Annotated in this window: 13 protein-coding genes and 2 pseudogenes; 7 read left to right on the top strand and 8 right to left on the bottom strand. The window is 64.8% G+C overall.

The genetic code is table 11. The annotated features are described in order from the left end of the window. Positions 1–251: 251 nt before the first annotated feature. Entirely contained in the window at positions 252–821 is a 570-nt protein-coding gene (locus tag ACZ60G_RS43590) for a CBS domain-containing protein (protein ID WP_465818228.1), read from the bottom strand. Between the two features lie 548 nt (positions 822–1,369). Beyond that, positions 1,370–2,896, bottom strand: coding sequence for a PucR family transcriptional regulator (locus tag ACZ60G_RS43585; RefSeq protein WP_465818223.1), 1,527 nt, complete (start codon positions 2,894–2,896; stop codon positions 1,370–1,372). A 12-nt stretch (positions 2,897–2,908) separates the two neighbouring features. On the opposite strand from ACZ60G_RS43585, the pseudogene ACZ60G_RS43580 reads away from it, so the two are divergent. Beyond that, positions 2,909–3,364: pseudogene (locus ACZ60G_RS43580) on the top strand (GNAT family N-acetyltransferase); the annotation flags it as partial. Beyond that, entirely contained in the window at positions 3,361–3,642 is a 282-nt protein-coding gene (locus ACZ60G_RS43575) for a GNAT family N-acetyltransferase (RefSeq protein WP_465818226.1), read from the top strand. The pseudogene ACZ60G_RS43580 and the gene ACZ60G_RS43575, both read left to right, overlap by 4 nt. Before the next feature lie 448 nt (positions 3,643–4,090). Here the strand turns inward: ACZ60G_RS43575 and ACZ60G_RS43570 are convergent, their stop codons facing one another. Together ACZ60G_RS43570 and ACZ60G_RS43565 are read right to left on the bottom strand one after the other, a co-directional pair. After that, positions 4,091–5,104: a transposase gene (locus tag ACZ60G_RS43570; protein WP_465818221.1), complete on the bottom strand. Its 1,014-nt coding sequence runs from the start codon at positions 5,102–5,104 to the stop codon at positions 4,091–4,093. Continuing rightward, entirely contained in the window at positions 5,101–5,541 is a 441-nt protein-coding gene (locus tag ACZ60G_RS43565; RefSeq protein WP_465818219.1) for a transposase, read from the bottom strand. Before ACZ60G_RS43565 ends, ACZ60G_RS43570 begins: the two co-directional genes overlap by 4 nt. An 875-nt stretch (positions 5,542–6,416) precedes the next feature. Here ACZ60G_RS43565 and ACZ60G_RS43560 point away from each other — a divergent pair. Further along, on the top strand, positions 6,417–7,616 hold the full coding sequence (locus ACZ60G_RS43560; protein WP_465818218.1) for an AI-2E family transporter: 1,200 nt from the start codon (positions 6,417–6,419) through the stop codon (positions 7,614–7,616). Between the two features lie 312 nt (positions 7,617–7,928). On the opposite strand, the gene ACZ60G_RS43555 is transcribed toward ACZ60G_RS43560, so the two are convergent. From ACZ60G_RS43555 to ACZ60G_RS43545, 3 genes are all read right to left on the bottom strand, one after another. After that, positions 7,929–8,330 (bottom strand): hypothetical protein, encoded by a 402-nt coding sequence (locus ACZ60G_RS43555; RefSeq protein ID WP_465818216.1) that lies wholly within the window; start codon positions 8,328–8,330, stop codon positions 7,929–7,931. A gap of 902 nt (positions 8,331–9,232) precedes the next feature. Further along, entirely contained in the window at positions 9,233–10,834 is a 1,602-nt protein-coding gene (locus ACZ60G_RS43550) for a sulfatase-like hydrolase/transferase (RefSeq protein ID WP_465818224.1), read from the bottom strand. 60 nt (positions 10,835–10,894) lie between these two features. Continuing rightward, positions 10,895–11,833 carry a haloalkane dehalogenase gene (locus tag ACZ60G_RS43545; protein WP_465818214.1) on the bottom strand — a complete coding sequence of 313 codons (939 nt, stop codon included), beginning with the start codon at positions 11,831–11,833 and terminating at the stop codon, positions 10,895–10,897. Positions 11,834–11,901: 68 nt separating this feature from the next. Here ACZ60G_RS43545 and ACZ60G_RS43540 point away from each other — a divergent pair, with 68 nt between their 5' ends. The 4 genes from ACZ60G_RS43540 (at position 11,902) to ACZ60G_RS43525 (ending at position 14,529) form a co-directional block, all read left to right on the top strand. After that, positions 11,902–12,564 (top strand): TetR family transcriptional regulator, encoded by a 663-nt coding sequence (locus tag ACZ60G_RS43540; protein WP_465818212.1) that lies wholly within the window; start codon positions 11,902–11,904, stop codon positions 12,562–12,564. Positions 12,565–12,951: 387 nt separating this feature from the next. After that, positions 12,952–13,269 carry a hypothetical protein gene (locus ACZ60G_RS43535; protein ID WP_465818210.1) on the top strand — a complete coding sequence of 106 codons (318 nt, stop codon included), beginning with the start codon at positions 12,952–12,954 and terminating at the stop codon, positions 13,267–13,269. A gap of 349 nt (positions 13,270–13,618) precedes the next feature. Next, entirely contained in the window at positions 13,619–13,918 is a 300-nt protein-coding gene (locus ACZ60G_RS43530) for a hypothetical protein (protein WP_465818208.1), read from the top strand. Between the two features lie 407 nt (positions 13,919–14,325). Continuing rightward, positions 14,326–14,529 (top strand): cold-shock protein, encoded by a 204-nt coding sequence (locus ACZ60G_RS43525; protein ID WP_327099590.1) that lies wholly within the window; start codon positions 14,326–14,328, stop codon positions 14,527–14,529. A 330-nt stretch (positions 14,530–14,859) separates the two neighbouring features. Here the strand turns inward: ACZ60G_RS43525 and ACZ60G_RS43520 are convergent. After that, positions 14,860–15,111 (bottom strand): annotated as a pseudogene (locus ACZ60G_RS43520) (glycosyltransferase); the annotation flags it as partial.

The raw sequence follows: 15,111 nt of genomic DNA, 5'->3' as shown, positions 1-15,111 counted from the left end.
GATACGACAAACTCGCCGTCCGCTACCTGGCCACTGTCCACATCGCAGCCATCAACATCTGGCTTGGCACCGGCTACTTCTTAAACACGGCCTAGGCGCACTCCCTCGGTATGTTCCTCGCCGTGGATCGTTAAGAGCGTGTCTCATGTCGCTGATTTCGCTTCGGCGAGTTTGCACTTCACTAGCAGTATCCAGGTGCCACCGATACCAGCATCAGCGAGGCACCAAACGATCCCACCCACGATAGAACCTCACCTTGGGGACCGGTGCGCATGGTTTGTGGACACTGCACGTGTGCCGGATACGGTGTTGGCCAGTGCGATGGCGATGCGGCGTTCGGACTCATCGGCGAACCGGCCGGTGAGGGTGACGCGGCCTTCGTCGACGGTGGCCCACCAGCGTCGGTTGCCGGTGTAGTCGTCCAGGCGCTTCTGGACTTCTACCGCTGTCCTTTCGTCCGGCTCGAGCATCAGTCGCAGTAGGTCACTACGGCTGAGGATGCCGACCACCAGTCCGTCGTCGTCAACGATGGGCACGCTGCGCAGGCCATGTCGCGGCAAGATCTGACCGACCTCGGCCAAGGTCTTGTTCTCGGGCACCGCGACGGCCGGCGCTGTCATCACGCTGCGCACCGTCTGTGTGCGGGCTTGGTCGGCGCGCAACACGTCGCCGCTTGTCAACACTCCCACCAGCCGGTCCTGGTCATCGACCACCGGTATCGCGGCAAATCCGTGGTCTGCCAGGGGTATTGCTGCTGCTCGAACGCTATCGCTGTGCCGCACAGTCACCACCGGTCGTTGCATCACGTCTCCGGCTGTCATGGTCATCGTCGGTTCCGGTGCGGCAGTCTGCGCATACTCTGAGCAGGCTGGCTCGGCGAGGTCTGCATCTGGTTCTCGAACGCGCTGGCTCCCGGCTACCAGAGCGACGGGATCGGTGGCTCGTTGCGCGAACATTGCCTCGATTCGTGTTTTTATCTCAGCGGTGCTCATCGCTCGACTCGATGTGCCCTCCCGGGACCAAGTTGTTGTCATCGATATCTCCTTTTATGCGCTTTGTGCGCGATCTGCGCAGCAGGCATGCGCCTGCTGAATCGCGTGATTATTTTGCCGCCATTGTCACTCCATTCGAATTGGCAACGACAACTGATTGCGGCCATCAGCGATCGTGTTTAAGTCGGCGCTCCTCGTGTCGGCGAAGACTGCGGTGGCGCGCAGTTCACGTCGCCGAACGAGGCACGTCCTCTCGTTATCTCCATATCCGTCTATCCGGCTGACACCATCAATGATGGTATGAATTGCGGTTCCGGGGTTGCCCGAATCCGACACCGGCGATAGCCGGATTTGTCGCTTCTCGACAACGCGGACCGTCACTCGCTTTCGGTGGCCGCGAGTTCGATGAGCATCGCGACCCGCTTGCGGGGGTCCTGCAAATCCAGATTGGTCACATCGTCCATTTTCCGCAGCCGGTTGCGCACGGTGTTCTCGTGTACGCCGAGGCGCTCGGCTGCCTCGACCGGGTCGCCTTGCGCCTCCAGCCACGCCTGCAGCGTCGCCACGTACTGGGTGGAGAACGTGTGGTCGTGGCGGCGCAGTTCGGCAACTGGACCGCGTGCGGGGACGCGCCCCGATCGGGCGGCGGTGCGCAGGCGTTGGAGCAGAATGGCGTGCCACGATTCGTCATAAGCGGGCGGCTCACTGCTGGGTTGGACAGTCTCGTGCAGTACAAGGCACTCGTCGGCCTCCTGGCGCGCCTCCGCCAGCTCCACCGCCCCAGCTCCTGCGCTGATGCCGGCTGACACACTCATCCGCTTGGGCAGGGCGGCGCGCAACTCGGTGATCCAGCGCCGCGCCGTCATCGCCTGGTCACCCGGCAGCACCGTGTAGACGGTGTTGCCCGCCAGGGCGCTACGGCCCGGCCGTGACCATCCGAACCCGGTGGTGGCTTGCTCGAAGACCAGCAGCAGTGCAGCGTGCCGCTCGTTCGCGATGTGAGCATGCAGCGCAATCACCTGTAGCGGCGTCTGCGGTAACCCGAGCCTGCTGGCCACCGTCGCCGCGTCTGCCGTGCCTTCCAGCAACCGGATCACCAGTTCGGATTCGACCTGGCGTTCCAGGTCCGCGCTCGCTCGTGATCGCAGTAGGTGCAGGGCAACCGTGCGTGCGCCGTCGGTCAGGGCCGTCAGCGCGGCCCCGGCCAATGGCGTCGAGCACGTCACCCACACCGATCCCAACAGTTCCTGCCCTGCCCGCGCGGCCACGACCATCCGCCCGCTCATCCCATGTTCGGTGTCCGCGCCGACGAACACCGGCTCATCCGAGGCCGCTAAGTGTGCGAACACCCCCCGTGTCTCGAACACCGCGCACAGCCACTCCGGCGCCTGCTGGCCCAGGATCGTCTCCACCCTCGCCCGATCAGCGTCCTGCTGCAATGTCGAGTAGGCCAGCACCCGGGACAGCCGGTCCTCGATCGTGACCGCGGCTCCGACCGCATCCGCCAGAGCATCGGCCAACGCGAACAAATCGGTTGGGCCGCGACCGGACTCGGTCTCACGTCCCTCCAGCACCACGCCGTAGACGACCGCCGCCAACTCACTCCACGACACAGCCGGATCGACCACCATCACCGCGACGGCCGGGGCGGGGTCTGCGAACGTGATCTGCTCACCATCGCCGCGCACCAACACCACAACAGCTCGCGCCGCCATCGCCCAATCCACAGCCTCTGTGACCGACCCGGCACCGATCGCCAGCAGCACCTCGCCCACCACCGGGCCGTCCGTCGCCGACTCGTGCAGCACCACGCTGCGCAACTCCGCCGACCGCGAAACAGCGGAAAAACGCAGCCGAACCCCGTAGCCACCCAGTACATTCACCAGCCGATCCAAGGTGACCATGATCACCTCCCAATGCCGAATCGATCACCCGGCCGCCCAGCCTGCACCGACTCGATGCGATCGACCATGACTTATCGTGTTCGGCTCGACCAGTTGGCGAAATCGCACAATTGCTACCCGCCAACTGTCATGCCCGGCACGGTGAACGCCGACAATCCACGGTACAACGACACCGGTCCGCTGCCGGTCCATTCTCGGTGCGTGGTCTTCGACTTCTCCGCCTTCCCGATCCTCGAGATCGAGCGACTGGTACTGCATGAATGGCACCCCGCCGACGCGAGCGACATGTTCATCTTCCGGAGCGATCCCATCGCGCAGCGCTACAACTCCGAAGCCCATCGCGACGTATCCGACGCCGAGGCCCTGATCGCCGCGCTACGCACCGCCTACGCCGCCGAGGAACAAATCCAGTGGGCCCTGACCAGGCGCGATGACCGACCCATCGGTCTGTTCGGCATCAACTCCTGGCACCGCTTCCACCCCCCGCCGAGATCGGCTGCGACCTCGCACGGACACACTGGGGACAACGCATCGCCACCGAAGCCCTCACCGCCATCAAGAGATTCGGCTTCGATCAAATGCGCCCGCACCGCATCCAGGCCCACACCATCCGCACCAACCAACCCTCGATCCGACTCCTGACACGCCCGGGCTTCCCCCGCGACGCCGTACTGCGCGACGACTCCCTCGAAGACGACGGCCACTTCCACGACAGCACCATCTGGTCACTCCTCGAAGCGGAATAAACCGTCTGCTGCACAGACCGTCGGTAAGGCACCGCCCGCGAACGGTTGTCGGCGGATCCAGCCATCGCAGCCGCTCGTGGTCGAACGCACCCGAGCGTGCTGAGGCTGTCCGGCGACCACGGAGGGTACACAGTGTGCTGGCACGACGACGGTCTGTTACCGGGGCGTTCGCCGACCTGATTGTCGCGAGGGATGGTCGGCCGACAAGACCGAATGGGCGCGGCAGCCTTTACTTGCGGTGCCGTCCGGGGCGAGAAGGTAGAGACGAAGCGAGGGGTGGTAGCTGGGTTGTATCGGCCAGCGGGTCAACGCGTAGCGTCGCGATGAAATGGTCCACGGAGGTGAAGCCCGCGGCGTGGATATGTGAGAGGAGTTCGACTGCGGGGAGTGTTGCGTCGGTTCGCTTCATACTGGCTCCCTCGGAACCTGTCAAACCCGATGAGACCGTTCAGGCTACGAATTCGGTGTTGATGTTCTCCTTGGCGGGTTCGTTGATCCAGGCGACTGCTGGCAGCTTGGGTGGAGTCGGTGGCCGCCCGAATCGTGCGGGTTTGGCGGCGTAGGCCGCGGCCAGCACTTTGCCGCGTTCGGTGCGGATCTCGGTGGCGGTGCCGTCGTGAACCGTTGCGGGAGTGTGTAATCCGATCCCGGAGTGCCGGTGGACGGTGTTGTAGTAGGTGAAGAACGCCTGACAGAATCGCCTGGCCTCGGCGATGGAGGCGAACCGTTGCGGGAATGCCGGACAGTATTTCAGCGTCTTGAAATTCGCCTCGCTGTAGGGGTTGTCGTTGGACACGTGAGGGCGCGAGTGCGAGCGGGTGATGTTCAGGTCGATCAGCAGCTCGGCGACCGGTTTGCTGGTCATCGGCCCGCCGTTATCAGCGTGGACGAAGTCCGGCACGACGCCGTCGTTGGCGGCGATGGAGTCGAGCTGGAATTGCTTTGCGATCCACCGGGATTCGCCCGGCACGACTGTCCAATGGATGGCCTTGCGGGAGAAGATGTCCAGCATCACCAGCAACGTGTAGTAGATGCCCTTGAACGGGCCGGGCAGCTTCGTCGCATCCCATGACCACACCCGGTTCGGCCCGGTAGCCACCAGTTCGGGCTTCACCCGAGGCGGATGGGTGGCTTGGCGGCGGCGTTCACGCACTTCACCGTGCGCGCGCAGCAGCCGGTACATCGTCGAGATCGAACACAGGTAGGTGCCCTCATCCAGCAGAGTTGCCCACACCTGCGCCGGCGATTTGTCGATGAATCGGTCGCTGCGCAGCTGTGCGAGCACGGCCGCCTGCTCGGCCGCCGACAGGGCGGCGGGGTGTTCGGTCGGCCGCCGTGGCCCCTGGACCGGTGGTTTCGGGTTGCGGTGCCGGTGCAGGGTCGCCCGCGACTTCCCGGTCAGCGCGCAGGCGGCCCTGATCCCGCACACGGGCTCGAGTTCGGTGACCGCAGCGTCGATCACTTGGGTCGTTTCGGCTCGAAATCCGCGCCCCCGGAGAGCATTTCCAAGAGCTCGTGCGCTTTTCCCATGATCTGCAACGCCTTACGGGTCTTCGCCAGCTCGGCCTCAGTGGCGGCGAGCTTCGCAGCTAGAGCCTCGTTGTCCCGCTCCGCCGCCGTCTTCGCCGGTTTCGGCCCGGTTTGCCTGGCCGCCAACCCATTCAACGCACCCGCATCCCGGGCGCGGGTCCAGTCGATCACATGCGAGTGATACAAGCCCTCCCTGCGCAGCAACGCACCCTTGGCGCCGGGCTCGGTCAACTGCTCGTACTCAGCCACGATCGCAGCCTTGTACTCCGCAGTGAACCGGCGCCGCTTCGACCGGCCACCGGCCGAACCCTTCTTCCTCGCTGCCACCGCACCATCCTCGGCGGGCAGATCAGCCGCGCTCAACGTCACCTGCTCGATATCCCTGATCTCGCCCTACTCGACTCTACAAAATCAACCTACCGATTGGTCTCATTCGAGACTGACAGAGAGGGCCTTGCCAGGCTGATGGTGTTGGCACAGCGACAGGGACTCGATCTCCAGCCAGAGCCCTGTCCGGTATACAGCGAACGGCGGCTGGGTGCGCCTGCCGCCTATGGCCTTCCGATTCACCGGAGCAAGCAGAATCGTAGCGAAGGCATGGCTATCACGGAGCGGTTTACAGACTGGCTTCATGTCGGCGAATCATGACCACAGGCAAACTGGTGCAAGCGCTCGGCCGCGCCTGATCGGATACGGACACAGCGGCTGAGCTCGCCGAACAAGTCAAGCGCGGGGCTGAGGTGCGTGCCCGTCGCTCAGTCACTGCCCGCAGGCCACATCGTGGTTTCCCTTGGTACGGAGGCGGATTCGGCGGTGTGGTTTTCGCAGTGGCATGGTTGCGTACTCGAAACGCCGGGTACTCGGATTCGTGATGCCCCTGCGGTGTCCGAAGCCGCGGCTGTGGCGATGGCCGGGGGTGTGCACATAGTGCGGATCACCGCCGCAGATGGAGTCCGATCCGGAGGAATTCGTATACCCGGACACCTACGGACAAACGAAGGCGCACCATGCCGTCGGTGTCGAGGCGATCCGACCACTGTTTCCAGGACCGGCCTGTGGGTAGGTCGACATGCAAAGGTCGAGAAAGAGCGGCGGTTGCCGATGAAACCGGTCCAAGTCGAAACGGTCACCCTGGTGCATACGAACAGCGCAGCGCTGCGAACGGATTCGAGTCCCGCCCGCACGAGGGAGATGACCCGGAGCTACCCGGGTGCGGGGCGCCTGTGCACGTGGATGTCGATGCCATGAATGAAGACACCGCCCCTGAGGAGCGCCGAACCCCTGACGGGACGGAGCAGGGCCACAGGGATCTGGTCGCGCAACCCCACGCCTCCGACGAAGGCGGGCCGATCATTTCCGCGGAAGCGGCGGCGGCGCGGGCCAGCACGGCGCAGAACCCGCTGGGCAAGCCGGGGCGACGATTCGATCCGCGATCGCCGTTCATGGTGGGGATGACAGGCGCGGCCGGAGTGGCGGTGACCTACGGCGCGATCCAAGCAGTGATGGCCGTGAGTCAAGTGCTGGTCTTGATCACCATCGCGTTGTTCCTGGCAATAGGGTTGGAACCTGTCGTGTCGTGGTTGGTTCGGCCGTGGTTTCCACGATGGGCCGCCGTGACCGCCGTGTTCCTGGTCGCGATCGGCTTGCTGGCCGGGTTCCTTGCGGCCGCGATACCTCCGTTGGTCACCCAAGGTAGCGCGCTGGCCCACAACGCTCCGGATTACGTCAACCATCTTGCGCACCGATATCCACTCATCGACACGCTCAACACTCGCTTCCATCTGCAGGACCGACTCCAGCAAGGGCTCGGGTCCGATCCCTCGAAGCTGGCCGGTGGTGTCCTGGGCGCGGGCCGCCTCGTATTCAGCATCGTCAGCGGCACGGTGGTCGTCGCAGTGCTCACCGGCTACTTCATGGCCAATTTCGCACAGGTTCGAACTTCGATCTACCGGCTGTTTCCGCACTCGCGCCGAGCTCGAGCGATCCTGATCGGCGACGAGATCTTCGTGAAGGTCGGCGGCTATATCCTGGGCAATCTGGTCATTTCGGTGATAACCGCGGTGTTGACATTCATCTGGCTGCTGATCTTCGACGTCCCCTATCCACTATTGCTGGCCGTCCTGGTTGCCGTCCTGGACTTGATCCCGGTAGTCGGCTCCACGCTGGCCGGAATCATCGTGGCCCTGGTCGCACTCACCGTGTCCCTGCCCGTCTCGGTGGCCACCATCGTCTTCTTCATCATCCTGCGGTTGTTCGAGGACTACGTACTGGTGCCCAGAATCATCGGCAGAACGGTGCGGGTGCCGGCGGTCGTAACGGTGGTGTCGGTTCTGCTCGGTGGAGCCTTGCTCGGGATCGTCGGTGCCCTGCTCGCCATCCCGGTCGCTGCCGCCGTGCTGCTGATCATCAGTGAAACGGTGTTACCGTCTCTGGACGAGCGCTAACCACCTGCCTTCGGCTGAATTTAGGGCGGTCGCCGCGCCGAACTTCTCCTCAGCCTTACCGAAGAGTTCCCCGGCCGTATTCCTTGCTTGTCTACAGTGCCCATGATCGCGGCGGCCCCATCGTTCGAAGGGGTGCCCGGCCTACTGGCTCGAGCCGGTCTTCTGGCGATAACCCGCATCCGGACAGCCGAACAACGCCGCCGGGAGACATCGCGGGTCGAGGGCTAGTTTGTCCAGGATTCGCCCGCTTGTGCACGGTCGTTGTCGACGACGCGAGCGACGCCCCGCACCGAGTTGGCCTGGATCATCGAATCAGGGGTTGTGGGACGGCGCTCCGGGATCAGCCCCCTGCTGCTTCTCACCTGGCTTCGAGTTCGGATCGAGCTTATCCGCGCGCTCCCACTCCTTGTCCAACTCGGTTCGCGAATCCGCCGCCTCACTGCGATGCACATGCGCCTGCTGGGCAAGCTGCTCGGCCTGCGCCGCCTTGACCTGGCCTTCTGCCTCTGCCGCCCGGCTCCTGGCGGCAGTCTCCGCCGCCCGCGCTTCCCGCTGACCGACCTCGAATTCCCGTTCCGCGGCACGGTCACGGATGCGCTCAGCTTCGACCCGCTGCTGTTCGCGCCGTTTGCGCATCAACACCCATGCACTGGCCACAAGCAAAATGACCAAAACAACGACGACAACGATCACGATCACGACGGTGGTGCTCATCTTTCGACTCCTCGCACTCACCCCCCTTTTTCTCCTAACGCCACTCGACTACCCCGGAACTGCATAAATATGTGATCGGACATGAGGCCGATCCGCCCCGTAGGTATCATCCCCACCGCAGCGCACGCGACGCCTCCCGCTACCCAGCAGCGTGGTATTGCTCGCGACGCTCGATCCACGGACGTTGGCGCTGGTCCTCACTCATCGCCAACAACTCACGCAACTTCACCCACGCCACCTCATCAACCGGGGGTATGGACCTGCATCCACGCATGCGGCAACGCAGGCAGCGTCATGCTCATTAAGAACATCTCCAACTCCCCCACCGCCAAATTACGACCTACCACCTGTCATGGCCCGTGTCGTCAATGCCGCGTGTCGAATGCCACCTCCGCGGAGTTGGAGTCCCAGACCAGCGCCTCTCCTGCTTTCGGCGGTGCAGCGCCGATCCTCAGCACTGGTTGCGTCAGCTTGATTCGACGCGTTGTGCCAACGCGGGTTCCAAAGCTGGTCGTCGCCAAGCAAAGCCGGTCCAGGAACCACAACCTTGTCTGTGGTGACCGAAGTGCGCGAGATCCGAACACGATTGTATAGCAACGGCTTTCGCGCCTTCAGAGCAGAATCCCGCCTCGAACTCCATGGAAAGTCGACCTAGCCGCAGTACGAACCGACCCCTGCTGGTCACGGGCCCGCAACGCCACCGCGGCCGCGAGCTTCCGTCGTCGCCGTGTCCGCCGACCGCAATCGCGCACGGGTCGACACCGAGTTCAGCGGCGTGCTCGGCCGTCCAGCTCAGACTTTCGCGGGGCCGGGGCGGCGGCGTGGGTGGTCATGCGTTTGCGGTTCGGTTTCTCTCTCGAAGCGAGCCGGGTGCGGACCACCGGTGCCGCGCGGGCCGCGGGCTACTTCGCGCCGATGCCGTCGCGGAGGAAGTCGCTGAGCTGCTCGCCGAACGGCTTGGCGATCTGGGTGTTGTAGTCGTTCCAGCCCTCTTGCTGTGCCTGCTGCAGGTAGTCGGGCAGTGGTCGGTGCAGTTCTTCGCTGACGGCTTGGTCGTGCAGACGGCTCATCGCGTCGCGCAGGCTCCCGCTCGCCGCGGCGGTGTTGTCGAGTTCGAGTTCACCGTCGCGGGTCGAGTAGTCGTAGAGCTCGTATTCCTCTTCGAGCGTCGGGTCGATTTCCGCGGAGCCCTGCATCCAGTGCGAGTAGCGGACGAACTTCGCGTCGGCGGTCCGGACGGCCACCACATGGCCGGGTGCGTCGCGGTCGAACAGCACCGCGGCTTCCTCGATGGAGTGTTCGTCGGTGGTGTGCACGATCCAGGGCCGCCCCGGCGCGCCCGAGTCGCGGCAGACGGCGGCGATGTCGTGTCTGCTTGCCAGATGGGCGTAGCGCCCGTCGCCGCGCCAGCCGTTGCCGCCCGCGCCGATGGTCAGGAGCAGTGGAGCCAGGTCGATGCTGGAGGTCAGCTGGGTGCGGGTGCCGGCTACCGGAGTGAGGTCACCGCGCGGGTCGTAGACGAACAGCGGCACCCGGATGGCCTCGTCGTAGGCCGCGCCCCCCTTGCCGTGCAAGCCGTGGGAGCCGGCGTAGTCACCGTGATCGGAGGTGAACACCACCACGGTATTGGCCGCCACCTCCGGACGGGTCGCCAGTTCCGTCAGTACCCGGCCGATCTGGATGTCGACCTGCTGCTGGAACCACAGGTAGAGATTGAGCAGGTCGATCCACTCCTGGTCGGCGTCGGGCGTGTCGTACGGCGCGACGCCGAAGGTCGCCGCCGATACCTGCACCAAGGCCAGCTGCAGACGAGGCTTGCGCGAGAGTTGTTCGAGGGTCTCGTGATTGGCGGGCAGGGTGTCGATCCAGCGCGGAATGTTGTTGAACGCCAAGGTGCGCCGGGTCCAGCGCGGCCACCACTGGACGTCGTGCGGGTTGACCAGAGACACCGTCGTACACCAGGGGCCTTGGCCCGCATCGGTATTGAACCAGTCGACGAACTGGTCGACGATCCGGCCGTCCATCTGCAAGCCCTGCTCGGGTGTGCCGTTGGGCGAAGGGTAGGTGCCGCCGTCGAAGCCGTGACGCTCCAACCCGCCCGGCGTCGTGTCGGCGTCGTGGCCCAAATGCCATTTGCCCCACCACGAGGTGCGGTAGCCCTGTTCGCGCAGCATAGAGCCCCAGGTCGGGAAGCTCGGCGACAGCTGCGAGGTCGAGGTCGACAAACAGCCGGTCTGATGTGAGTACAGGCCGGTCACCATCGCGCCGCGGGAGGGCGTGCAGTCGTTGGCGGCGGTGTAGTGCTGTTCGAACGAGACCGACTCGGACCGCAACCCGGCGATGTTCGGAAGGATGGTGTCGAGCACGGGCTGGTCCGGAAACCACATCGGGGCTCGCATCTCGTCGACGATGACGACGAGAATATTCGGCTTGTCGGGGTGAATGTCCATGCGCTCCCGGGCGGACGCGCTCGGGCTCACGGTGGTCATGGCAGCGGTCGCCATGGCAGCGGTCGCCGCCGCTCCGCTACCGAAGAACCCACGCCTGCTGATCGACACTGTGTCCTACTGCCTTTCGGTCGGGTGCTGAGAACAAGCGTCCATGAAGTGGTTCACCACCGACGCGAGCCGAGGACTGTTGTCTTCCTGCAGAAAATGTCCCGCGCCCTCGATCACCGCGTGCGGTTGACCGGACGCCCCGGGAATCTTGCGCTGGAAGATCTTCTCGCCGCCGGCTGTGATCGGGTCGCCATCGGAGAAGGCGGTGAGAAACGGTTTGTCGAAGCGGGCCAGCTGCTCCCAGGCCCGACGGTTCGCGGCGGCGGCCGGGTCGTCGGGCCGGGTCGGGACCAGGAGGGGGAAGGCGCGGGCACCGGCCTTGTAGCTCTCATCGGGAAACGGGGCGTCGTAGGCGGCCACCGTCTCGGGGGAAAGCTTTGCCCGGCAACCATTTTCGATAATGGCCCCGACCGGGAACCGCGGCGTCTCCTGTGAGAACCGCTGCCAGGTGAGAAAGGCGTCGCTCAGCGTTGCCGTTCCGTCGGGAAGTCCGGTGTTGGCCGCGACCACCCGGGCGATGCGATCGGGATGTTCGGCGACGAGCCGCATCCCGATCAGACCGCCCCAGTCCTGGCAGACCAGCGTGATGGACGCGAGATCCAGGTGGTCGAAGAGCGCTTCTCGCAGCCATTCGACATGGCGGGCATACGTGTAGTCAGCTCGGTCGACGGGCTTGTCGCTGCGGCCGAAGCCGATCAGATCCGGCGCGACACACCGCCGGCCCGCCGCGACGAGCACCGGAATCATGTTGCGGTACAGGAAACTCCAGGACGGCTCGCCGTGCAGCAGTACGACGACTTCGCCATCTCGCGGGCCTTCGTCGAGGTAATGCACGCGCAGGCGGGTGTCGCCGCCGTCACCGGCCGCAACTTCGACATAGTGCGGCGGGAACGGGAAGCCGGGCAGGGCCGAGAACCGTTCCTCAGGCGTGCGCAGTGCGTGCATAGCCCTGACACTAAATGTTCTTGCATTATGAGTGCAAGTATCGCCGCGGCTTGTTAGGATGAACCGCAATGGATGGACGCACCGCTCGGGCGGCAAGGAACCGTCAGGCGGTACTCGATGCCGTGCTGGCGCTCACGGAAGAAGGCGATCTGCGACCGACCGCACGGGCCGTGGCCGAGCGAGCCGGGGTCGCGACCAGGTCGGTGTTCCATCACTTCACCGATCTCGAGTCGATGTATGCCGCCGCGGCCCAGACGCAAATGGAGCGACACTGGTTCCCCCTGCTCCGTCCGGTGATCGGCGATCCGGGTCGTCGTATCGAGACCCTGGTCGAGCTGCGAGCCGAACTGTACGAGCGCATTTCGGGCACCCGCCGCGCCGCCGTGCTGCGCGAGCACGAATCCGCCGTGCTCGCCGAGCGTTTACACGAAAGCCGCGCCGCCCTGCGCGCCCACCTGCGCGCCAACCTCCCCGAACTCGAGCGCCTCGACCGCCCGGCCCGCGAGGCCGCCTACGCCGCCGCTTCATGGGAGACCTGGGACGTATTCCGCCGCCATCAAGGCCTCTCCGCGGATGCCGCCCGAGCCGCCGTCAGCGCCACCCTTACCGCCCTGCTCACACCCGCACCGACCGTCATCGACGGAACGCCGCCGGGGTCATCGGCTGACCGTGGTGCGGACTCTTCGGCACCAGAACCGCACGCGCAGAACGGGATCCGGGTCGCTGGATGAGCAGATAAGCCTGAATTGTCCGCGCGACATCGCAATCGAGCGGCACCGCCCGCTCTTTGCCGCCTCTGCCCCAGACCGGTAGCCAGCCGCGGCCGATGTCGACATCGGCGACCTCGAGGGCGAGCACCTCGCACGACCGCGGTCCGAGATACCCTGCGTCCTTGTGTTTCAGGTCATCGGCCTGGGCCCGGTTCACCAGATATGTCGCGGCTCCTTCGATCCATGACGCCAGACTTCACCGGCCTCGCTGCGACACAATCCTTACTCCACCTCGCCTGTGTCTTGCCGATGATGTGGGCTTCGGGACTGCCGCAGGCTTGGTTGACATCTGATCAGGGATGCCTTGGTTTCCAGTGTCTACGACTGGCTAAAAGGCATCGCCGCCAAGTGCTCGCCGAACCCGAACGGCTCGCCGTGCTCGACGCCGCGTTGCGACGGGTGCCCGGCGACGGCGCCGCCGCCGTTCGCCGCAACTACCTGTGGATGCTCATCGGCAACAACGATCTCATCAAGCCCGACCGCACGATTCTGCGCTGGCTGCACCACGACGGTGCTCCCGTCGACGTTGCCACCGCGACCACCCTCATCACCGAGATCGTCGAGCTGCTCAACCGCCGCCAGCATTTGGACACCGAGCGCCGGTACATCGCATGGGAACTCGATCACGCCATCTGGCAGGCGGGGCGCCGCCTCCCTCCGAGCTGACCACACACTCGGTGATCGCAAATCTTCCCATTCGATCACAACCCGCATGCCCACCTCAATCGCCCGCGCAGACGTCATAGCGGCGTCCTTCCCGCAGGTATGTCCCTCTCCGGGTCGGCTAGCCGGGATTCCTCCGACACAATTCGGAGCGACCTCGTCCGCTTCCTCCGCGGCGGGTAACGCCTGAATCTGTACCCGGGCAACGCGCGATCTGCGACTATTACAGGGGGCATTCGATCCACCAGCACCCTTACATCCTCACCTTGAACTGTGAGGATGCTGCACATCTCAACTTTGACCTAACACCATCCGTTTAAGGAGTTTCACGACAGCGGAAGGAACTAGACCGATGTTGCTGCTTACCCCCACTGCGATCGAGGCAGTTCGCACTATTACGTCCGCGCAGGGCACGCCGACGGATGCCGGGCTGCGAATCTCCACGACCCAGGGCGCCGAGACGCTGCAGATGGCAGTCGCCGCTGGACCAGACGAGCAAGACCAAGTCTTGACCGCCGAAGGAGCACGAGTCTTCCTGGACGAGCAGGCCGCCGCTTTCCTGGACGACAAGATCCTCGACACCGGGCTGGACCCGAACGGCGAAGGCGGCTTCGTCCTCACCCAGCAGGACGAGGGCACCACGGGCCGATGAACCGGCTCTGATGACATCGGTCCGGCCCGACGGCGGCAGCGTCCGAACGACGGGGCCGGGCCGACTCGGCTGCATCGAAGTGGTGGAGCCCGGGAACATCTCCCGGGCTCCACCCACCACTGGCTATCCCCGCCTGGCGTTTGGTCAGTTTGTGGCCATGCTCGCTGGCGCAAATCAACGTCGACGGGTGCCCGCGTTCGGACCGGCTGGGCGCTCGACCACCGACTGTCTGCGCGCTCGGATCGGCAGTTGGCATCAGATAAGTCACCCGGCCCTCAGGGTGGCGCTGGGGTCGGTTGGCTCACATTTTGTGTTCCTGCCGTATATCCATGGGATGCTTATCCGGTGAGATCAGGCTTATCGACGTGATCCGCTTGGCTCATCTACAGAAAAGAATGAATTAAGCAATGACTCAAGGCAGTGTGAAGTGGTTCAACGCCGAAAAGGGCTTCGGTTTTATCGCGCAGGACGGTGGCGGCCCTGACGTCTTCGTGCACTACTCCGCCGTATCCGGCTCGGGATTCAAGTCCCTCGAAGAAGGACAGCGCGTGGAGTTCGAGGTCGGACAAGGACAGAAGGGCCCGCAGGCCCAGGACGTCCGCGCTATCTGATCGACGCAGCACGGTACAGCCCCGCACCCTCAGGGTGCGGGGCTGTTGTGTGTCCCGGACAGTGACCGTGCCACGCCATACACAGGCGCTGACCACGCTGATGCTCTCCTGGTCCCACCGCGAGAGCATCAGGTAGAGCGGTTGTCGACGCGTCTCGGAAACAGTGCCATCGATGCCGGACGATCGGCGGGAAAGGTCACGGTGTAGTTGCCCGCCGCAGACGCGCCGACCCGGAAGGGCGACGGTTCGTCGAAGCGCAGCGAATCGTGTTGTGCGAGTAGGCCAGTCGGAATTAGATGCTGGACAGATGCCCTTCGCCGCAGGCGCGCACTACGGTGTCCGCGTGAGTCGGCGCGCCTGCTGTTGGGTGGAGATCAGCGCGAGTGTCGACTCGGCGCCCTGGTTCTCGTTGCGGCCGGTGTGCTCGAGTCCGTCGAAGCAGCCGCCGCTGACCGGGTCGATCAGGGGAGTGTCGACATCGTTCGTCCCGCGGAACCACGCTTCACACAGCAGTACCGCATCCTTCCAGTGCTGGTCGCCGGTGTCGTCATAGGCGCGGGCACAAGCGTCCGCCAGGGTCGC

Source organism: Nocardia sp. NPDC102475, from assembly GCF_055584605.1.
The sequence above is the reverse complement of the archived record's forward strand: the minus strand, read 5'-3'. Positions and strand labels throughout refer to the sequence as shown.

Coding starts and splice junctions, on each gene's coding strand:
- ACZ60G_RS43590 (WP_465818228.1), bottom strand. CDS start 821: ATGACAGCCGGAGACGTGATGCAACGACCGGTGGTGACTGTGCGGCAC.
- ACZ60G_RS43555 (WP_465818216.1), bottom strand. CDS start 8,330: ATGAGCACCACCGTCGTGATCGTGATCGTTGTCGTCGTTGTTTTGGTC.
- ACZ60G_RS43585 (WP_465818223.1), bottom strand. CDS start 2,896: ATGGTCACCTTGGATCGGCTGGTGAATGTACTGGGTGGCTACGGGGTT.
- ACZ60G_RS43540 (WP_465818212.1), top strand. CDS start 11,902: ATGGATGGACGCACCGCTCGGGCGGCAAGGAACCGTCAGGCGGTACTC.
- ACZ60G_RS43525 (WP_327099590.1), top strand. CDS start 14,326: ATGACTCAAGGCAGTGTGAAGTGGTTCAACGCCGAAAAGGGCTTCGGT.
- ACZ60G_RS43560 (WP_465818218.1), top strand. CDS start 6,417: ATGAATGAAGACACCGCCCCTGAGGAGCGCCGAACCCCTGACGGGACG.
- ACZ60G_RS43545 (WP_465818214.1), bottom strand. CDS start 11,833: ATGCACGCACTGCGCACGCCTGAGGAACGGTTCTCGGCCCTGCCCGGC.
- ACZ60G_RS43530 (WP_465818208.1), top strand. CDS start 13,619: ATGTTGCTGCTTACCCCCACTGCGATCGAGGCAGTTCGCACTATTACG.
- ACZ60G_RS43550 (WP_465818224.1), bottom strand. CDS start 10,834: ATGGCGACCGCTGCCATGACCACCGTGAGCCCGAGCGCGTCCGCCCGG.